The following is an 18,607-nucleotide window of genomic DNA, read 5'->3' as shown; positions in this document are numbered from 1 at the left end:
GATCACCCATGTTCATAGTGCGGCGAAAGGAACCTATGGCGCGTCAACGCTGGACAGTTGGCGAAACTGTTGCAAATCCTTGTAAAAATGAGGGCGAACATGCTTGTGAAATTTGACAAGGTTCAGAAATCCTATTCCGGTGGTCGGCCGGTCCTGCGCGACGTGTCATTGTCGCTGGATCGCGGCCAAACGCTAGCCCTGACCGGCGAAAGCGGCAGCGGTAAAAGCACCCTGCTGAACCTTGCTGCTGCATTGGACACTGTGGACAGCGGGGAAATCACACTGGACGGCGTAGCCCTGTCGAAACTGGATGATCCAGGCCGGGCCGCCCTGCGCCGCACGTCCTTATCGCTGGTGTTTCAGCAATTTAACTTGATCCCATCTTTGACAGCAGGTCAAAACCTGTCGTTTCATGCCCGGTTGGCCGAATGCCACGACCCCGATTGGTGCGCCCATCTGGCCCAGCGGCTGGGCCTTTCCGATCTGCTTGATCGATATCCCGAGAACCTGTCGGGCGGGCAACAACAGCGCGTTGCCATCGGTCGTGCCATGGCCGCCCGGCCCAAATTGCTACTGGCGGATGAACCTACGGGAAACCTGGACGAAACAGCCAGCGCCACCGTTCTTGACCTCATGTTGGCTCTTGTTGCGGATACCGGGGCCGCGCTGCTTTTGGTCACCCACTCGCACGAGATCGCGGCCCGGCTGGATCGACGTGTGCATCTGGCTGGCGGGCAAATCGCATGACGCTGACCGTCATTCAGGCGCTGGCCTCTCATTGGCGGGCGCACCGGCTGCAACTGGCGACCCTGCTGATCGGTCTGGCCCTTGCAACCGGTCTTTGGTCCGCGGTGCAGGCCATCAATGCCGAGGCTCGTGCCAGTTATGATCGTGCCGCCGATCAACTGGCACTGGGTCGGTTTGACGAATTGCACAACCCCGCCGGCCCGATCCCCCTGTCGCGCTACGTCGAACTGAGGCGCGCGGGCTGGCAGGTTGCTGCGGTGCTGGAAGGCCCATTGCGGGTTCAGGGTCAGACATTACGGGTCCTTGGCGTTGATATGATGGCCTATCCCGCCCTGCCCGCCGTCACGCAGATGGAACAAAGCGGCACGCCACCCGACCCTGCCGATATGTTGACCGCGCCGGGGCGATTGCTGACGACCCCGGTTTTGGAGCCGCTATTGGCCGGCCAGACCGGTTTGCCTCCGATCCTGATTAGCGACGCCTTGCCGCCTGATCTGATCCTGACCGACATCGGTGTGGCCGAGACGTTACTGAAGAAGCCGGGAGAGATTTCGCACCTGATAATTTTACCGGATCAACCCGGTTCAATTCCACCGCTGTCGACTATTGCCCCCGAACTGGAGCGGGTCCCGGCACAGGAACAACTGGATACCGCACAACTGACCGACAGTTTTCACCTGAACCTGTCCGCCTTTGGCCTGCTGTCCTTTGCGGTGGGTCTGTTCATCGTGCACGGAACCGTGGGCCTGGCCTTTGCCCAACGGCGCGGCATGATCCGAACCTTGCGCGCTTTGGGTGTTTCGATGCGACGGCTGGTTTGGCTGATCATGGCTGAGCTTTCCGTGCTGGCGATTGTCGGCGGAATACTCGGTTTGGTGTTGGGCTTTTTTCTCGCAGGCGCGCTGTTGCCGGATGTGGCTGCAAGTTTGCGCGGACTTTACGGTGCACCTGTCAGCGGCCAGATCTCATTGCAACCTCAATGGGCACTGTCCGGGTTGGCGATGGCCTTGGGCGGCACTTTTCTGGCCAGCGGACACGCCTTGTATCGCCTGTCGCGAATGCCAATCCTAAGCGGCGCAGGCTTGCAGGCCTGGCGCAGCGCGGCCTCGGGTAGCTGGGTCGTCGCCCTTGCTGGTGTCGCCGCTATTGTCGGGGGCATTCTAGCCCTGTTGTTGTTCGGGGGGTTGGTTGCAGGATTCGTCATGGTCGCCGGGTTGCTGGTCGGGTCCGCGTTGGTATTGCCCTATGCCTTGTCGCGCGTCCTGATTCTGTTTCAGCGTTCAGCGAAAGGGCCAATAGCCCAATGGGTCTGGTCGGACATGCGCGCCCAACTGCCCGGCCTGTCCCTGGCGCTGATGGCCCTGTTGCTGGCGCTTGCCGCGAATATCGGCGTGGGCACGATGGTTTCCAGCTTTCGGTTGACCTTTACCGGTTGGCTGGATCAGCGTCTGACATCCGAGCTCTACATCACCGCTGCCACCGATCAGCAGGGTCAGGACATCGCAGAATGGCTGAACCCGCAGGTAGATGCCATCCTGCCGATCCGAAGCGTTGAACTGGCGCATTCGTCGGGGTCTCTGTTTCTCTATGGCATCATTGACGATCAGACCTATCGTGAGAAATGGCCGCTGATCAGTTCTTCGGAACGTGTTTGGGACCGGGTCCACGACGGAACCGCCGTTCTGATCAACGAACAGCTGGCCCGCCGGGAAAACCTGTGGCCCGGAGATACTCTGGCGATCACATCCGCTGACTCGTTGACCATCGCAGGTGTCTATTCGGACTATGGCAACCCAACCGGTCAGGCCATCGTTTCCATGGCCCAACTGGATCAGATCGCCCCCGGCGCTGAGGCGCGCCGGTTTGGTATTCGTGTCGCGCCTGATCGGGCCACAGTTTTGGCCCAAGCGTTACGCAATCAGTTCGACCTGCCCCGCCGAGCAGTTGTCCAGCAAGCCGCAATGAAGGCGCAATCCATGCAGGTGTTCGAAAAGACATTCGTTGTGACCTCGGCCTTGAACATCCTGACGCTGGGGGTTGCAGGGTTCGCCATTCTGACCAGCCTGCTGACGCTGTGGACCCAGCGTCTGCCTCAGATTGCGCCCATATGGGCGCTTGGGCTGACGCGTGCGGAACTGGCCCGGCTTGAGCTTTTGCGCAGCGTCTTGCTGGCCGCTTTGACGGCTCTGCTGGCGCTGCCACTGGGGTTGGCCTTGGCCTGGGCATTGCTGACCGTCATCAACGTCGAAGCGTTTGGCTGGAGGTTGCCGATGTACCTGTTCCCTGTCGACTGGGTCTATCTGTTGGGTCTGACCCTGCTTGCGGCAACCGTTGCCGCGGCCCTGCCCGCCGCCCGTTTGCTGCGCCTGCCGCCTGCGGATCTACTGAAGGTGTTTGCCAATGAACGTTAGAATTTGGCTGTTCGTCTTGCTGTTGGCCGCGCCGTGCATTGCCCGCGCGCAGGGATACGCAGGCCTGGGTGGTTCTGCCGAAGGGTTCACTGTGCCCCAGCCGGGGTATGCGTTTCAATTCCCGCAGGATCATGGCCCCCACCCGGACTACAGGATCGAGTGGTGGTATCTGACGGCAAACCTCAAAGGAGAGGATGGGCGTGATTATGGTATCCAGTGGACCCTGTTTCGGTCGGCACTGAAACCGCATGAGGTCGAGGGGTGGCAAAGCCCGCAGATATGGATGGGCCATGCTGCGGTGACCACGCCCGACAAACACTATTTCGCGGAGCGTCTGTCGCGCGGCGGCATCGGTCAGGCAGGGGTTACGGCAGCGCCATTCCAGGCGTGGATCGACGAATGGCACATGCGCGGGTCAGGCCCAAACGCGGTCAGCCTTTCTGCGAACGGTGCGGATTTCGGCTATGACCTAAAACTCGAAGCCAACGGGCCGTTCGTTTTTCACGGCCTGAATGGGTTTTCGGTGAAATCCGGCGACGGGCAAGCCAGCTATTACTATTCCCAGCCGTTTTACGAAGTCGAAGGCGTCTTGCGCCTGCCGGGTGGAGATGTCGCCGTCACCGGACAAGGGTGGCTGGACCGCGAATGGTCATCACAACCTTTGGCCGCAGATCAAAGCGGCTGGGATTGGTTCTCGCTCAGCTTTGACGATGGCGACAAGATGATGGCTTTTCGGTTACGCGGCGACCGAGGTGATTTCACCGCGGCCACGTGGATCGCCGCCGATGGTACGACGACTGCGATCCCCGATGGTTCGGTCGCGTTCGAGCCGCTGACGACTGCGCCCGTTGCTGGCCGCGACGTACCTGTACGATGGCGCGTCACATTGCCTGACCGGGATCTGGACGTCGAGGTATCAGCGCTGACACCCGGCGCGTGGATGGCCACACGGTTTGAATACTGGGAAGGTCCCGTCCAGATCAGCGGCAGCCATTCCGGACGGGGATATCTTGAGATGACAGGGTACTGATCCGCCCAATTTTCTTAGCGCACCACGTAGACAGAGACGTCTGAATGCCGCACGACCCGTGCAGCATTCGGGCCCAGCAGATAGTCTTTCAAGTCGGGTTTGTGCGCACCGATTACGATCAGATCGCTGCCGGCGCTTTCTGCAGTTTTCAGGATTTCCTGATAGGCAGTACCCGTCGCGACCACATGGCGGATCTTTTCATTCCGATCCGCACCCAGTGTGGACACACACATCTCGGCCAGTTTGGTATGTGCCTCTTCCAGCGCCTTGTCGTGAAAATCACTTTCGAAAAAGCCAGACACCCAGCTTTCTCCGAAATCCGGCAGGACCGTCACCACATCCAGTTGAGCACCTTCCTGATCAGCCAGCTTCGCAGCTTTCTTTAGGACATGCGTATCAAGATCGCCGTTGCTGATATCGACGGCACAGAGAACAGCGTTTGTCATGCGGTCACCTTTTGTCTGGCGGCGCGGCCGCGCTGAAGGAAAGCGATCAGTCCCAGCAAGAGCATTGCCGGAATGTAGATCAACTGTTTCGGTGGCTGGCTGGCTGGCAAGCTGACCGAGGTCAGGCGGACGGCCTCATCTCCGTAGTAATCGAAGATATCCAGGTCATCCGCGACAGGTGTCCCGAACAGCGGCTCTTCCAATTTGACCAGTCCGTCTTCTTCAAGCAGCAGCAGACCCATCGCGTCTACGCGCGCTTGCCCGCCCTCTTCGCTGCCAACGGGAACAACCACGGTCGTGTCCGTCATCTCAAGCGTGTCAAAGTCCGGCCCGCTGATGACCATACGCACCTCGGTACCCGGAGGGGTTTCGCCGATGGTTTCCACAAACGCAGCAGGCTCGACCGAGGTAAACGGTGGCGCGATTCGGTTCATGAAGAAGTCGGGCCTGAACAGCGCGAACGCCACAAGGATCAGTGCGATGCTTTCATAGAACCGGCTGCGGGTCAGGAAGTACCCCATTGTCCCGGCCGTGAAGACGAGGATGGCGATTGTCGCAAATATTGCCACCGTTATCCCCTCGACCCACGTCACATCGATCAGCAGCAGGTCCGTGTTGAAGATGAACACGAACGGCAAGGCCACGGTGCGCAGGCTGTAAAAGAACGCAATGAACCCGGTTTTGATTGCGTCACCACCTGATACTGCGGCGGCCGCAAAGCTCGCCAATCCAACCGGCGGGGTTACGTCCGCCATGATCCCAAAGTAAAAGACGAACAGGTGCACCGCGATAAGCGGCACGATAAGTCCGCTTTGCGCACCCAGCTCAACAACCACACCAGCCATCAGCGAACTGACCACAATATAGTTCGCAGTTGTCGGCAGGCCCATGCCCAGGATCAGGCTCAGCAGTCCGACCATAATTAGCATCAGGATCAGGTTGCCGCCAGACAGGAACTCAACCAGGTCAGCCATCACTTGCCCCACACCAGTCAAGGTCACGGTGCCCACGATGACGCCTGCAGTTGCCGTTGCCAGCGCGATACCAATCATGTTCCGCGCGCCATCGATCATGCCCTGCCAAAGGTCAGCGACACCATCAATGAACGTGTTGTAGACGTTGCTTTGCCCGCGGAATATCGCCTTGAGCGGCTTCTGCGTCAGTAGGATCACGAAGAGAAGCGTCGTGGCCCAGAAAGCTGACAGACCCGGTGACTTCTGCTCGATCATCAAGAAGTAGACCAGCACGATAATCGGCAACAGGTAGTGCAGCCCAGCTTTGTAGATGTCGGCAATGACCGGCAAGGTCACTTCTTTGGCGTTTGGATCGTCCGGCTCAAGATCCGGCACCTGAGCGGCCAGATACAGCAGTGCCACATAGATGGCACAGATGATCAGGCTAAGGACCAGCCCAGCCGATGACGGCACCCAGTTTGTCACCGCTTCGACCGGGAATTGAGAACCGTAGCACAGCCCGGCAAAGACCAGGAAGAAGGACAACATACCGACAACTGTGCGCGCCAGCTTTACGTCGCGGTCGCCCAGCGTGGGCATGTTCCGCTTCACGGCCTCAAGGTGCACGATATAAACAAGCGCGATGTATGAAATCGCGGCAGGCAGGAAGGCGTGGGTGATCACCTCGACATACGAGATGCCCACATATTCGACCATCAGGAAGGCCGCGGCCCCCATCACCGGGGGCATGATTTGCCCGTTCACGGATGAGGCAACCTCGACCGATCCGGCCTGTTCGCTGCTAAACCCAACGCGTTTCATCAGCGGTATGGTGAATGTACCGGTTGTCACAACGTTGGCGATGGACGAACCAGAGATCAGGCCGGTCGCGGCCGAACCCACGACGGCCGCCTTGGCAGGGCCACCGCGCAGGTGCCCCAAGGCACCGAAAGCCATCTTGATAAAGTAGTTCCCTGCCCCGGCCTTATCCAGCAAGGCCCCGAACAGAACGAACAGGAAGACAAATTTGGTCGAAACCCCAAGCGCGATACCAAACACGCCCTCGGACGTGATCCACATATGGCTCATGGCCTTTTTCAGGCTTGCGCCTTTCCAGCGAATAACCTCGGGTACCCAATCAGAGGATCCGAAAAACACATATACCAGAAAGATCGTCGCAATGATCGCCATTGCGGGGCCAAGCGCACGACGCGCGGCCTCGAACAACAACAGCAGACCAACCAGGGCGACCCATTTGTCGGTGTCATCCGCAAGACCGCCTGCATCGACGATCTTGTTGTAAAAGAAATAACCATACAGCGCGACAAACGCGCCCAGCAGACCCATAATCCAATCCTGAACCGGGATATAGTTGCGCGGGCTTGATTTCAGCGCCGGATAGGCTGCAAAGGCCAGAAACAACGCAAAGGCCAGGTGAAACTGCCGCGCGTTGTTCACAACGCTGCCGGGCAGAACATAGTTCGCCAGCGGCGAGGCCAGGACGACCTGAAAGATCGACCAGATCGCGGCCACAACGGCCAGAAAAACTCCGACATTACCGACCGGATTACGTCCGCCCGCATCGGATGAGGCCACAAGATCCTGTAGCTCTTCTTCGGATAGTGGACGATTGGATTGTGTGTCGGAACTCATGAAATGTCTCCCCGTCGCGGCCATTTTTGGCCTTCTGATCCACCCGATTTTTTCGGGTTTGGGTCGCAGGGCGCCCGTTGGGCACCCTGCTTTAGGTCTGGCTTACTGAACCCAGCCTTTTTCTTTGTAGTACTTCTCGGCGCCCGGATGCAGCGGAGCCGACAGGCCATCTGCAATCATTTCTTCGGGCTTGAGGTTGGCAAATGCAGGGTGCAGCTTTTTGAAATCGTCGAAGTTTTCGAAGACCGAGCTGACAACCGCATAAACCGCGTCATCCGACACGTCTGCCGAGGTCACGAAGGTCGCGCCAACGCCAAAGGTCGAGGTGTCGCCATCCGAACCACGGTACATGCCACCAGGGATTGTCGCAGTACGGTAGAACGAGTTGTCGTCAACCAGCTTGCTGACGGCGTCGCCGCTTACGTTCACCAGAACCGAGTCACAGGCTGTAGTCGCTTCCTGGATCGAACCCGACGGGTGACCAACAGTGTAAACCATCGCGTCGATCTGGTTGTCACACAGAGCCGCCGACTGTTCAGCCGCTTTCAGCTCGGTCGCCAGTTCGAAATCGTCGGTGGTCCAACCCATTTCGCCCAGCAGGACTTCCATCGTGCCGCGCTGACCGGAACCGGGGTTGCCGATGTTGACGCGCTTGCCCTTCAGGTCTTCGAAGTTGGTGATGCCGGAATCGGCACGTGCAACAACGGTGAACGGTTCGGGGTGTACCGAGAAGACGGCGCGCAGGTTTTCGAAGGGGCCAGCCTCTTCGAATTTCGAGCTGCCGTTATAGGCGTGGTACTGCCAGTCGGACTGGGCGACACCAAACTCCAACTCGCCTTCGCGAATGGTGTTGATGTTGTAGACGGAACCACCAGTCGACTCGACCGAGCAACGCACGCCGTGCTCTTTACGGCCTTTGTTCACCAGACGGCAGATCGCGCCACCAGTCGGATAGTACACGCCGGTCACACCGCCGGTACCAATGGTGATAAACTCTTCTGCATAAGCGGCCGGAGCCATAAGAGCAGCGGTAACGACCGCGCCCAGGCTAAGCTTGCTGCTATTTTTCATTTTTGAGAACTCCCAACTCTTATTGTGGATGAGAGACAGTTCAGCGGCCCCCATCCAGGGACCTTGCCGGTACGGCAAGCGAACCCGTCTTGCAACGGGTCAAGCATCTGAAATTTAAAAGTCTCCCAACACCTTTGACGTTTCATTCAGACACTACGCTTGTCAACCCCTGCGCGGGGCATGAAGGCCCCGATCCGCAGATGTGAGGAGATTTCCGAAAGTTTCCCCGTTGAAGATCGGAACTGTGGATTGTTGCAGCGTTTCACCCGAAGGCCCGCCCCGGAAACCAATGTGCCATCCAGGGCCGGGTTGACGGATAATGAAACGAACGAGGAACCGATACCTGACAATCCGAGGTACGCCAGCCCACCTCGGACGACAATATCCCAGTTAATTGCCAATGGGCGAGTCTCGGTTCCAAGTCAGTTTCGACTCGCGAAAGGCGTAAAGTCTCTGTCGCTCGAAAACAGGCAAAGCGCCGCTTGTCCCCAACGCTCTGCCCTGGTGACTGCCCCCTACGCCCAGAACAGGTCGGGGTGGAAGACGAACACATCCTCCTGCGCGGCCTCAAGGGACGTCACTTCAACCTCATTATTTTGGATGGCAGGCTGTTCGTTCCCATCAAAAGCGGAACCTTCGACACCGGAAACGGCTGCCGAGAACACGTCGTTTCCAGAACCTGCGTCATTCGATGCTGCGGCAAGTGCATCCGAGGAGAAATCAAATTGTAGGTCTTCCACCAAACTGTACGAAACAGAGCCGCCATCTTCGATCGCAGAAGCGTCAGCCGTCGCGAGATTGGCCATTTTCATAGGGATGGGTCCTACATATCCGCTGCCGTCAATATCAGCGGAATAGAAGTTTTCGAGGCTGACGACATCTTCAACGAAGATCCCACTGAGATACTCACCTTCAGCGCTGACGGTCCATTCCGCATAGCTGTCGTTGGCGTTCTTGAGCAGCACCTTGTACTCCTCGCCCGATGCCTCGGCCTGAATTGCCTCCCAGCCTGGTAAGCTGTCAGGACCGACATCTTCGCCGCGCAAGGTCAATCGGATGGTTCCGTTGATCAGGTAGACGCCTTCGGTCGAAGACAGAAGTGAGGTCGATCCAGAAGTTTCGACAGTTGTCGTAAAATGTCCAGTCTCACCGTCCAAGTTTATGTCAACGCCATACGCCTCTTCGACGTCAATCACGTTGTCGAGGATCCGGCCGCTTTCATGCCCACCTTCACCGTCGACGATCCATTCCGCGTAGGTGCCATTGTCGTTCTTGAACAACACCTTGTAACCCTCGCCAAATGCCTCGGCCTGAATGGCCTGCCAGCCGGGCAAGCTGTTCGGGCCGACATCCTCGCCGCGCAAAGTCAGATGGATGGTTCCGTCAATCAGGTAAAAGCCTTCGGTCGAAGATTGCAGTGTGGTCGATCCCGCGGTCTCGACTGTTGTCGTAACGTGGCCAATCTCGCCGTCTGAATTTAAGTCGACGTTATAGGTCTCTTCGACGTCGACAATGTTATCGAGGATCCGGCCGCTGAGATGCTCACCTTCAGCGCCGACCGTCCATTCCGCGTAGGTGCCGTCAGCATTCTTGAACAGTACTTTGTACCCACCGCTCACCATTTCTTCGGCTTGAATGGCCTGCCAACCCGGCAAACTGTTCGGGCCGACGTAGTCGCCGCGCAATGTCAAATCGACGGTTCCGTCGATCCGGTAGCCAGATTCAGTCGAAGACTGCAGCGTGGTCGATCCTGCGGTTTCGATAGTTGTCGTAACGTGGCCAATCTCGCCGTCTGAATTTAAGTCCAGGTTAAAGGCCTCTTCGACATCAACAATGTTATTGATGATCTCTCCGCTCTGGTAGTGGCCAGCGTTATTGACTGTCCAAACCGCGTAAGTTCCGTCCGAGTGTTTAAACAGGACCTTGTAATCACTACCAGCCACAGGCTCCACTGCTTCAACTTGAATGGCTCTCCACCCAGGCAAAGAATCGGGGCCAACTATTTTCCCCCGCAGCATCAGAGGCAGCGTCCCGTTGATCAGGTAACCGTTCTGCGTGGAACTCACCAGCGAGACTGACCCATCCGTCTCGACTGTCCTTGTTAAATGGCCGATGGTTCCATCATTGTTGAGGTCAATATTATAGACGGTTTCGACATCAACGAAGTTTTCGAGAATAACGCCACTTACGTGTTGACCTTTGTTGTTTACGGTCCAATCGGCGTAAGAACCGTCAACACTCCTGAGCAAAACCCGGTAACCACCGCCAGACGCCTCGGCATGGATCGCCTGCCAGCCAGACAGCGTATCTCGCCCGACAACTCCACCCCGAAGAGTGAGCGCCAAATTCGAAGAGCCGCCATCCAACAAATAGAAACCTTGCGCGGCATACTGCAACGCAGTCCCATTCGTCTCAATGTCAGTGATCTGTGTCGCGTTCCTCAGACCCGCGATATCGTATCGAAGTCCGCCATTCAGAAACTCGAAACGTTCTACATCAATCGAGACAGTGAACGTGACCCGCGTGACAACGTCCAAAAATTCATAATTAGAACCGTTGGCCAGAAACAAGTATTTGCTGATCGCGCTGGTGAAACGGACGGTGTCAGTTCCGGACCCGCCCGAGAAGCTGCCCGCGTTGTTTATGACAATAGCCGTATCATTCCCCAGACCGCCGCGTACCGTGTCGGAACCGGTACCGTTTGCGACACGTATCAGGTCGTTGCCTGATCCGCCGTCGATCGTATTGTCGTTGCTTCCGTTCGAATACGAAGTGATCGTATCGTCGCCGCCGTTACCCTTGATGTCATTTCTGGCGGTGTTTCCATAAATGGTATCCCGACCGTTTCCACCCGAAGCGTTTTCAATCACCGCACCGGCGGCGATTGTAAACCCGCCCTTGATGCCGGAGACATGAGACACGCTTCCGCCACCAAGGGTAGAATAGTCCAAAGACGCTGAGCGCAGATCAATCCGAGATCCCGCACCACCAGTATGCCGAATCGTGTCGATTCCGCCCGTATCCCAGATGGTTTCGTATCCGGTGCCACGCGTATTCGACGTAAAAAGCGTATAGGTGTTATTACCGGAGTTGGTCGAATTATTCGCGCCATACATGGCCTGCAACGCAGCAATATCCAGCGCGCCAAGGCTTCTGGAGCCGCCGTAAGTGGCTGTGTCGGACAATATACCGTCCCGGGACGTCCATCCGTCGTTATACGACATCACCGTAAACACGCCCTGGTTCAGATTAGCGGTGCCGAACGAGTCAAACGCCCCTGTAACACCTGACATTACGCCAGTGCCAAGGTGCGCTTCATGAGGGTGCCCAAGTCCCAATGCGTGGCCAATCTCATGGACCAGAGTGGTAAAGAAATAGCCACCCGGATCACCATTGCCGCCTGCCCCAGTTTTCCAAAAGGTTGTATTGAAGGCACCTTCGGACGGACGGTTTGACGGCGTATAGTGATACCCGAGTGCATTGGGCGACGAAAAAATAATTCCAGGCGAGATGACCTCGACCAGATCGGCCGTTGCCGCATTGCCGGTCTCTACGAACCTTATGTTGGCCACCGCTTCGATCGCAGCCAGGGCTTTTCGAAAATCGTCTTTATAATCAGCCGTCCAGTACTGAGTACCTGCACGTTGATTGAAATTGTAAGTGATCGTGGTGACAGTGTTGGGGTTGGCATCTCCATACGCTCTGGTTCCCTGAATGGAACTCAGAGGCGAAGAACTGGAAGGTCCAGGAATATAGCTGATCATGCTCGGCCTAAAATAGTTGAACGTGGCACAGTGCGATTTTCGCCACTAGGTTGTAAGTTCGTTTACTGTTTCTTTTGATTGTATTCTTGGAGAATTCGGCATCGCAAGCTAAAAGATAAGCATTTCCGTCATTTACTTCCATTGGGGTCGATGACGTCAGGTAAAGGATCTTTCACTAAAAGTATCACAGACGTTCGATTTTTCAGAAATCAAAGGCAAATCCCATGTTTTGAATATGAAAAAGGGAAAGGCTCCCCGCTTCGAACCGCCGTCGATCTTTTATTTGAATTTTGCAAAACCCTCAGAGTGCGGCGAAGAATTACCTGCTAAATTGATGTCACTCCCTTCACTTCTGTCAATTATGAACTTCCGGATTGTGGTTGGCATTAGCACTTCCGGAACAGCGGCACATTAGCAAATCGCAATTGGTAGCCGCGACTATTACTCGCCCATAGCACGAGGAGTGCTTAATTTTGTGTTGTGGCAAAGTTAGGGCGCAATTTGGACATCTTCAATACAGCGTTCATATGCGCAAACCGAATACTCTCGCCCCGAATAGTGGGAACAACACTCGCCCAACTAATTCAACCAACGGTACTTAAAACCTAAACAAAATGGGTGGTTCCCAAGCAGAGTTTCCGGGATTCAAAGTGACATGGCGAATACTCAACGAAATAAAGGGCAGAAACGGATGTTAGAGGCACCATTTTGGGATCTGTATATCAATTGTCCCCCCCATAGATGTGTCATGCTTCCGTATCTGTCATCAGCGGTGACGCGGTGGCGGTCACCTGCAACATGGAGCATTCGAACGAACCCGTTCCAATTTTTCTATTGGGCGGTGGTGGGAAAAGATTTGGAGGATCGAAGGGGCTGCCATGGGGCGCTGCTGAACCTAAGCGAGCCGCTGGGCTATGGTTTGGCCGAAAAGGCGTTCCGTGCCTGGCAAAAGTATCTGGGGCCCAATGCAAAGCCCTTCGTCCCACACGGGTTGCGCAAGCTGCCAATCATCCGATTGGCCGAGGCTCGGTGCTCTGAGGTGGAAATACAGGCCGTGACGAACCAAAGCGTGGAAATGGTCGCAGGCTATCAAAAGCCGCGCGGACCCGTCGAGTCTGATCTGAGAGCAGAGCGTGAAACTGTGAGTAAGCAATGTGAGCAATAGGAAAACCCGGAAAGAAAAAACAGAGAGCAGGTTCCCCTAACTCTCTGTTTTTACCTTGGTACCCAAGGCCGGACTCGAACCGGCACGTCCGTTAGGACGGGGGATTTTGAATCCCCTGCGTCTACCATTCCGCCACTTGGGCCACGAACACTGGATTAGCGCTCATAATCGGGAAGGTCCAGAGGCAAAAAACAACCGATATTCAGTTTGTTTTCTTCAGGCCGGTTGACGCCCCATCAGGCGCATGGTTTGGCTGACGCAACAAGAGAACGGGATTTTAGCATCTGATGTTGCGATCGCTCTATGACTGGACCATTCGTCTGGCCGAACACCCGCACGCGCTTTGGGCTCTGGCCGTTGTGGCATTTGTCGAAAGCTCGTTCTTTCCGATTCCCCCGGACGTTCTGATGATTCCCATGATTCTTGCGCGCCCGTCACGCGCCTGGCTGATCGCGACAGTTGCCCTGGTGGCGTCGGTGCTGGGAGGCATGCTGGGATATGCGATCGGCGCGTTCTTCTATGAAAGCATCGGCCAACCCATCCTCGAATCCATGGGTAAGGCGCATGCCATGGAAGAGTTCAACACCAAGTTCAACGATTTCGGATTCTGGGCCGTGCTGGGCGCAGGGGTTACCCCTTTCCCGTACAAGGTCATCACCATCATGTCCGGCTGGACGGGCATGCCGCTGGGCACATTCATCGCCACGTCGATTCTGGCCCGCGCGCTCAGGTTCTTTATTGTTGCCGGGCTGCTTTGGGGTTTTGGTGAACCCATTCGCAACTTCATCGAAAAGCGTCTGGGGCTTATGTTCACTCTGTTTGTCATCCTGCTGTTTGGTGGATTCTTAGCGGTGAAGTTCTTATGAAACGCAAAAAACTGTTGATCCTGATTGCGGCGGGCGGTTCCGCCGCACTGTTGTTAGGCGCATGGGCGTTTCAGTATCTGGGCGGTATGGCCCCGTGCAAAATGTGCATCTGGCAACGCTATCCCCACGGCGCGGCCGTTCTGATTGGCGTGTTGGCCTTTGCCTTTCCGGGCATCCGCCCCCTGCCGCTTTTGGGTGCAGTGGCCGCGATGGTGACTGCCGGGATTGGCATTTACCACGCAGGTGTCGAGCAGAAATGGTGGGAAGGTCCAACCAGCTGCACATCGGGTGATATTGGCGGGTTGTCCGCTGAGGAACTGATGGATCAGATCATGTCCGCGCCACTTGTGCGCTGTGATGATATCCCGTGGGAGATGTTCGGCATGTCGATGGCTGGCTGGAACGCTTTGCTATCTGCTGGTCTGGTTTTGGTCTGGCTGGCCGCGTTCCGCGCAAAATAAACGTTACTACGCGTCCAGTTCGGCATCCCAATACAGAAAATCGATCCAGCTGTCATGCAGGTGGTTCGGGGGGAACTTGCGCCCGATGTTTCGCAGCGCCTCGGCATCTGGCTGACGCGGTGGTTTGCGCAGCGACATGCCCGCCTGCCGCAGCGACTTCGACCCCTTCCTTAGGTTGCAAGGGCTACAGGCCGCCACAACGTTCTGCCAACTGGTCACACCCCCGGCAGCCCGCGGAACAACATGGTCAAAGGTCAGGTTGTCACGGCTTCCACAATACTGGCAGCGGAATTCGTCCCTTAAAAATAAATTAAAGCGCGTGAAGGCCACGCGCTTTCTGGGTTTTACATAGTCTTTCAGGACAACGACCGACGGTATTCGGATCTCGGTACTTGGGCTTCGGACCACCTCGTCGTATTCGGCCACGATGTCCACCCTGTCTAGCCAGGCCGCCTTGATCGCTTCTTGCCAGGGCCACAGGGATAAGGGGTAATAGGACAAGGGGCGATAATCGGCGTTCAAAACCAATGCCGGATGGTGCTTTAGGGCACCCGGTTCCCTGACAAATTCGGTCCTGAATTCTCCGTCCATATCGGAATCGCTCCTCGCTCTGCTCTGCCCGTTATTGACACCAGAGCGGGGAACACCCGCCCCGGCCTTAACTTAACTATATATCGTGTTAAAACTCTGACAAGCCCTGAGTTTCCACAACATCTCGGGTATGGAGTATGCCGAATCCGTAACAGAGGCGTGACAGTTATCCACAGGTTGCGTTCTCTGCCTCTGGCAGGCTATGGCGGGATCATGAGCTGGTTCATACGATTCAACAAACCCTTCGATGTGTTGCCGCAGTTTACCGACCGCGCAAATGCAGAGACGCCACGCAGTACTTTGTCGGATTTCATCGACCTGCCCGGCGTGTATCCGGCTGGGCGACTGGATCGCGACAGCGAGGGCCTGATGCTGTTGACGGACAACGGCCGGCTGCAGGCGCAAATATCAGACCCCAAGCACAAGATGCCCAAGACCTATTGGGTTCAGGTCGAAGGTTTGCCCGATGCTGCCGCCCTGAAAGCCCTACGCGACGGGGTCGATCTGAAGGATGGAAAAACGCGCCCGGCCAAGGCCCGGTTGATGGATGAGCCCGAAGATCTATGGCCACGAAACCCACCTATCCGCGTACGCCAAACTATACCGGATAGCTGGATCGAGCTGACCTTGCGCGAAGGCCGCAACCGGCAAGTTCGACGCATGACGGCAGCGGTCGGTCATCCCACCCTGCGCCTGATCCGCGCCCGGATCGGGGACTATACGCTAGAGGGGTTGGCGCCCGGTCAATGGGACAGCCTGACAGCTGCTGTATTGGATTCCGCTCCGAAGCGCAAACGGGACCGCCGACCGCGCAGGTGACAAAAACGTCCTTTTGTGATAGGGTTAAGGCATGAAGGTCACCCGAAGCACACCATCCCCAGAGGGGATCCTTGAGGCCGCGCTTTATGTTGGCGATCTGGACGCGGCTGAACGATTCTATGGTGAAATACTGGCATTAGAGTGTATTCAACGCGTCGCGAACCGGCATGCATTTTTCCGTGTCGGCGGATCGGTGTTGTTGCTGTTCAACGCTGATGAGACGGCAAAACCGTCGGAAAATCCGAACCTGCCGGTCCCACCGCATGGCGCACGCGGGCCCGGTCACGTCTGCATGACTCTATCGCGGACAGAGATAGACGAAATGCGCAAGCATCTGCTGGAGTGGAACATTCCCATAGACGCCGAGTTCGATTGGCCAAGCGGGGCACGATCGCTGTATGTTCGGGACCCCGCCGGGAACTCGGTAGAATTCGCTGAAGGTCACCTGTGGGATTGAGACCCTAGCGCAGCGGTTGCTTTTCTCCCCCGACAATCCTGTAGATGTCGCTCGAAACAACGCCCACTTCGCCCAGAACAGCCTGAAACTCGGCCATATGCGGGGCAACGAAATGCGCCTCGAGCGCGGCCTGATCCTGCCATTCTTCATACACGCGGAACTTGTTGGATTGCCCGAGTGTCTGGCTGAATTCATAGATCAGGCAGCCGGACTCTTTTACGGTCTCGGCGACCATTTTCTGTGCGGCCTCAAGTGCTTTGTCGACACTATCTAGCGACACTTCAACCGTTCCGGTGACAATCAGCATGTCGTTTCCTTCTTCAATTCAAACCGTTTCGAAATCCTATCGACTGGCGTTCCGTCTTGCAGAGAAACAGCATATGCGACCGAGTAGTCGCGGAAACCCATCTTGTCGTAATAGCTAAGCCCCTGCCGGTTGTCGGCCCGGATCGTCGCGTTGAGCACTCTGAACCCAAGGGCCGCGGCATAGGTCGAGGTTTCAGAGAACAATGCCCGCCCTGCCCCTTTCAACACCGGCTCTCGCCGGGTGAAAGTCGCGATATCCGCGCAATCTTCCGGTAGGTCCTCATTGGTGCCTAACCATTGAAACCCGGCCACCTCGCCCTGTTCATCAAGGGCAACGTGGCAACAGATTTTGTCTGCACCATTCAGGTAGACTTGGGTAAACAGCGCCTCAGAAAACGGTGTTTCAAACGCGGTCGTCCCGCCGATAGCAATGATTTCGTTGAGAATACGACAGGCAATTGCCGCATCCTCAGGCATCATGGGACGGACCGCGATCATCGCTACAGGCTCAGCTTGTCGCGCATGAAGGCCAGCGCGACACTAAGACCGTCCGGGGCAATCCCGTGGCCAGTGCCTTTCATGACATGCGCATAAACTTCTTTGAAATCTGCGGCCTGCAGTGCTTCGGCGGCTTCGGGCAGAGATTGCGGTGGAACCACATCGTCGGCATCACCATGCACCAAAAGGATCGGCATTCGGCTGACGGTTTCGTCGGGCAACAGGTCCGGTTCCAACAGGCGGCCAGAGAACGCAACAATCCCAGCCACCGGGTCTTCGCGGCGCGGGGCGACGTGCAGGCTCATCATCGTACCTTGGCTAAAGCCGAACAGAACCACCTGCTCTGGCAGCACATCCTCATCCACCATAAGCGCATCGAGGAAGGCGTTGAAATCGTCGGCGGCCATTTCCATGCCACGGCGTGCTTCTTCTTCGGACGATCCGTCAATCCACGGGATCGGAAACCACTGAAATCCGTTGGGCATTCCGGGGATCTGTTCCGGCGCATCGGGTGACACAAACAACGTGTCGGGCAGATGTTCCCCCAGCGGATCGGCCAACCCCAGCAAATCGGCCCCGTTGGCGCCATAGCCGTGCACGAACACCACGACCGAGCGTGTATCGCCCGAAACCGGCTCTTTTCGGAGCGCATTCAAAACCCGTGTCATCTGATCCCTTCTCGTTCTTTTGCCACCCGGTAATAGGCCCACAAAACCCGCGCCGCAACCGACCGCCAGGGCGACCAGGCCTCGGCCATCTGGCGCAGCTGTTTGTCGGTCGGCCGATCGGGCAAATCATAGAGGATGCGCGCAGCCTCTTGCAGCGCCAAATCGCCCGGCGCGATCACGTCAGCGCGGCCGAGCGAAAACATGGCGTAGATCTCGGCGGTCCAGACGCCAATACCCGACACCTCGGTCAGGATCGCCACCACGTCATCGTTTGAAACGTCCCGCAAGGCTTTGTAGTCAATGCGGGCTTCAGCCAAAGCGCGGGCGTAGCGGATTTTTTGCCGGCTCAACCCAACTGCACGCAGATCATCGTCAGTGGCCCACATGATTTTACGCGGGCCGGTCAGTTTCGCATCCTTCAACCGGTTCCAGATCGCATTGGCCGAGGCCACACTCACCTGCTGGCTGACTATGGCGCTAAGCAGTTGTGCAAACCCATCCGGGCGACGGCGCAAGGGCAACGGACCGGTCTGTTCCATCGCATAGGCCATGCGCGGGCAGCTTTCGGCCAGCCACGTCGCGCCTTCTTCCACACAGTCGGGTGTTTCTATGATCCGTCCAACGGACATGTGCTCTCCGGCCTCGATGATCGACTGCACGTTAGGCCGCTTTGCCGCAGATGCAACCCGCTTGTGCACAAT

The 18,607-nt window shown here is 56.9% G+C and carries 17 protein-coding genes and 1 tRNA gene; 8 read left to right on the top strand and 10 right to left on the bottom strand.

Annotation, left to right across the window (positions count from 1 at the left end):
* Positions 1-99: 99 nt before the first annotated feature.
* Genes AC2FLA_RS09375 through AC2FLA_RS09365 form a run of 3 tightly spaced genes read left to right on the top strand, consistent with a single transcriptional unit; the run spans position 100 to position 4,188 of the window.
* Positions 100-747 (top strand): ABC transporter ATP-binding protein, encoded by a 648-nt coding sequence (locus tag AC2FLA_RS09375; protein ID WP_496721767.1) that lies wholly within the window; start codon positions 100-102, stop codon positions 745-747.
* On the top strand, positions 744-3,158 hold the full coding sequence (locus tag AC2FLA_RS09370; RefSeq protein WP_496721766.1) for an ABC transporter permease: 2,415 nt from the start codon (positions 744-746) through the stop codon (positions 3,156-3,158). The genes AC2FLA_RS09375 and AC2FLA_RS09370 overlap by 4 nt, the downstream gene beginning before the upstream one ends.
* A complete protein-coding gene (locus AC2FLA_RS09365) occupies positions 3,148-4,188 on the top strand; it encodes a lipocalin-like domain-containing protein (protein ID WP_496721765.1) in 1,041 nt (346 codons plus the stop codon). Before AC2FLA_RS09370 ends, AC2FLA_RS09365 begins: the two co-directional genes overlap by 11 nt.
* Positions 4,189-4,202: 14 nt before the next feature.
* Here AC2FLA_RS09365 and AC2FLA_RS09360 read toward each other — a convergent pair whose 3' ends face one another.
* The 4 genes from AC2FLA_RS09360 to AC2FLA_RS09345 form a co-directional block, all read right to left on the bottom strand.
* Positions 4,203-4,634 (bottom strand): universal stress protein, encoded by a 432-nt coding sequence (locus AC2FLA_RS09360; RefSeq protein WP_496721764.1) that lies wholly within the window; start codon positions 4,632-4,634, stop codon positions 4,203-4,205.
* On the bottom strand, positions 4,631-7,240 hold the full coding sequence (locus AC2FLA_RS09355) for a TRAP transporter permease (protein ID WP_496721763.1): 2,610 nt from the start codon (positions 7,238-7,240) through the stop codon (positions 4,631-4,633). The genes AC2FLA_RS09360 and AC2FLA_RS09355 overlap by 4 nt, the downstream gene beginning before the upstream one ends.
* A gap of 102 nt (positions 7,241-7,342) precedes the next feature.
* On the bottom strand, positions 7,343-8,311 hold the full coding sequence (locus tag AC2FLA_RS09350) for a TAXI family TRAP transporter solute-binding subunit (protein WP_058271718.1): 969 nt from the start codon (positions 8,309-8,311) through the stop codon (positions 7,343-7,345).
* Positions 8,312-8,826: 515 nt separating this feature from the next.
* Positions 8,827-12,075 carry a matrixin family metalloprotease gene (locus AC2FLA_RS09345; RefSeq protein ID WP_496721762.1) on the bottom strand — a complete coding sequence of 1,083 codons (3,249 nt, stop codon included), beginning with the start codon at positions 12,073-12,075 and terminating at the stop codon, positions 8,827-8,829.
* Positions 12,076-12,919: 844 nt separating this feature from the next.
* On the opposite strand from AC2FLA_RS09345, the gene AC2FLA_RS09340 reads away from it, so the two are divergent.
* A complete protein-coding gene (locus AC2FLA_RS09340) occupies positions 12,920-13,240 on the top strand; it encodes a hypothetical protein (protein WP_496721761.1) in 321 nt (106 codons plus the stop codon).
* Between the two features lie 56 nt (positions 13,241-13,296).
* Here the strand turns inward: AC2FLA_RS09340 and AC2FLA_RS09335 are convergent.
* Positions 13,297-13,382: transfer RNA gene (locus AC2FLA_RS09335), tRNA-Leu, on the bottom strand.
* 145 nt (positions 13,383-13,527) lie between these two features.
* On the opposite strand from AC2FLA_RS09335, the gene AC2FLA_RS09330 reads away from it, so the two are divergent.
* Both AC2FLA_RS09330 and AC2FLA_RS09325 read left to right on the top strand, forming a co-directional pair.
* The gene (locus AC2FLA_RS09330; protein WP_496721760.1) at positions 13,528-14,106 is read left to right on the top strand and encodes a YqaA family protein; all 579 of its coding nucleotides are present in this window, start codon (positions 13,528-13,530) and stop codon (positions 14,104-14,106) included.
* Complete coding sequence (locus tag AC2FLA_RS09325; protein WP_496721759.1) at positions 14,103-14,567, top strand: disulfide bond formation protein B; 465 nt, start codon at positions 14,103-14,105, stop codon at positions 14,565-14,567. The genes AC2FLA_RS09330 and AC2FLA_RS09325 overlap by 4 nt, the downstream gene beginning before the upstream one ends.
* A 6-nt stretch (positions 14,568-14,573) precedes the next feature.
* Here the strand turns inward: AC2FLA_RS09325 and AC2FLA_RS09320 are convergent, their stop codons facing one another.
* Positions 14,574-15,158 (bottom strand): HNH endonuclease, encoded by a 585-nt coding sequence (locus AC2FLA_RS09320; RefSeq protein ID WP_058278012.1) that lies wholly within the window; start codon positions 15,156-15,158, stop codon positions 14,574-14,576.
* A 213-nt stretch (positions 15,159-15,371) separates the two neighbouring features.
* Between AC2FLA_RS09320 and AC2FLA_RS09315 the strand changes: the two genes are divergently transcribed.
* Positions 15,372-15,977 carry an rRNA large subunit pseudouridine synthase E gene (locus AC2FLA_RS09315; RefSeq protein WP_496721758.1) on the top strand — a complete coding sequence of 202 codons (606 nt, stop codon included), beginning with the start codon at positions 15,372-15,374 and terminating at the stop codon, positions 15,975-15,977.
* Between the two features lie 31 nt (positions 15,978-16,008).
* Positions 16,009-16,434 carry a VOC family protein gene (locus AC2FLA_RS09310; protein WP_496721757.1) on the top strand — a complete coding sequence of 142 codons (426 nt, stop codon included), beginning with the start codon at positions 16,009-16,011 and terminating at the stop codon, positions 16,432-16,434.
* 4 nt (positions 16,435-16,438) lie between these two features.
* Here AC2FLA_RS09310 and AC2FLA_RS09305 read toward each other — a convergent pair whose 3' ends face one another.
* The 4 genes from AC2FLA_RS09305 to AC2FLA_RS09290 are packed head-to-tail and all read right to left on the bottom strand — an operon-like array spanning position 16,439 to position 18,535.
* Entirely contained in the window at positions 16,439-16,741 is a 303-nt protein-coding gene (locus AC2FLA_RS09305) for a putative quinol monooxygenase (RefSeq protein ID WP_282118372.1), read from the bottom strand.
* The gene (locus AC2FLA_RS09300) at positions 16,735-17,238 is read right to left on the bottom strand and encodes a GNAT family N-acetyltransferase (protein WP_496721756.1); all 504 of its coding nucleotides are present in this window, start codon (positions 17,236-17,238) and stop codon (positions 16,735-16,737) included. The genes AC2FLA_RS09305 and AC2FLA_RS09300 overlap by 7 nt, the downstream gene beginning before the upstream one ends.
* Before the next feature lie 2 nt (positions 17,239-17,240).
* The gene (locus AC2FLA_RS09295; RefSeq protein WP_496721755.1) at positions 17,241-17,906 is read right to left on the bottom strand and encodes an alpha/beta hydrolase; all 666 of its coding nucleotides are present in this window, start codon (positions 17,904-17,906) and stop codon (positions 17,241-17,243) included.
* Positions 17,903-18,535 carry a DNA-3-methyladenine glycosylase family protein gene (locus AC2FLA_RS09290; RefSeq protein ID WP_282151577.1) on the bottom strand — a complete coding sequence of 211 codons (633 nt, stop codon included), beginning with the start codon at positions 18,533-18,535 and terminating at the stop codon, positions 17,903-17,905. The genes AC2FLA_RS09295 and AC2FLA_RS09290 overlap by 4 nt, the downstream gene beginning before the upstream one ends.
* Positions 18,536-18,607 lie beyond the last annotated feature (72 nt).

Source organism: Ruegeria sp. CDSA033 (assembly GCF_059612305.1).
This window is presented reverse-complemented; position numbering and strand designations above follow the sequence as displayed.

Bases quoted from the DNA above. Each gene is read 5' to 3' on its own strand.
- AC2FLA_RS09345 (WP_496721762.1), bottom strand. From the start codon at position 12,075: ATGATCAGCTATATTCCTGGACCTTCCAGTTCTTCGCCTCTGAGTTCC.
- AC2FLA_RS09325 (WP_496721759.1), top strand. From the start codon at position 14,103: ATGAAACGCAAAAAACTGTTGATCCTGATTGCGGCGGGCGGTTCCGCC.
- AC2FLA_RS09310 (WP_496721757.1), top strand. From the start codon at position 16,009: ATGAAGGTCACCCGAAGCACACCATCCCCAGAGGGGATCCTTGAGGCC.
- AC2FLA_RS09355 (WP_496721763.1), bottom strand. From the start codon at position 7,240: ATGAGTTCCGACACACAATCCAATCGTCCACTATCCGAAGAAGAGCTA.
- AC2FLA_RS09320 (WP_058278012.1), bottom strand. From the start codon at position 15,158: ATGGACGGAGAATTCAGGACCGAATTTGTCAGGGAACCGGGTGCCCTA.
- AC2FLA_RS09330 (WP_496721760.1), top strand. From the start codon at position 13,528: ATGTTGCGATCGCTCTATGACTGGACCATTCGTCTGGCCGAACACCCG.
- AC2FLA_RS09315 (WP_496721758.1), top strand. From the start codon at position 15,372: ATGAGCTGGTTCATACGATTCAACAAACCCTTCGATGTGTTGCCGCAG.
- AC2FLA_RS09350 (WP_058271718.1), bottom strand. From the start codon at position 8,311: ATGAAAAATAGCAGCAAGCTTAGCCTGGGCGCGGTCGTTACCGCTGCT.
- AC2FLA_RS09305 (WP_282118372.1), bottom strand. From the start codon at position 16,741: ATGCTGATTGTCACCGGAACGGTTGAAGTGTCGCTAGATAGTGTCGAC.
- AC2FLA_RS09295 (WP_496721755.1), bottom strand. From the start codon at position 17,906: ATGACACGGGTTTTGAATGCGCTCCGAAAAGAGCCGGTTTCGGGCGAT.
- AC2FLA_RS09290 (WP_282151577.1), bottom strand. From the start codon at position 18,535: ATGTCCGTTGGACGGATCATAGAAACACCCGACTGTGTGGAAGAAGGC.
- AC2FLA_RS09370 (WP_496721766.1), top strand. From the start codon at position 744: ATGACGCTGACCGTCATTCAGGCGCTGGCCTCTCATTGGCGGGCGCAC.
- AC2FLA_RS09360 (WP_496721764.1), bottom strand. From the start codon at position 4,634: ATGACAAACGCTGTTCTCTGTGCCGTCGATATCAGCAACGGCGATCTT.
- AC2FLA_RS09300 (WP_496721756.1), bottom strand. From the start codon at position 17,238: ATGATCGCGGTCCGTCCCATGATGCCTGAGGATGCGGCAATTGCCTGT.
- AC2FLA_RS09365 (WP_496721765.1), top strand. From the start codon at position 3,148: ATGAACGTTAGAATTTGGCTGTTCGTCTTGCTGTTGGCCGCGCCGTGC.
- AC2FLA_RS09375 (WP_496721767.1), top strand. From the start codon at position 100: ATGCTTGTGAAATTTGACAAGGTTCAGAAATCCTATTCCGGTGGTCGG.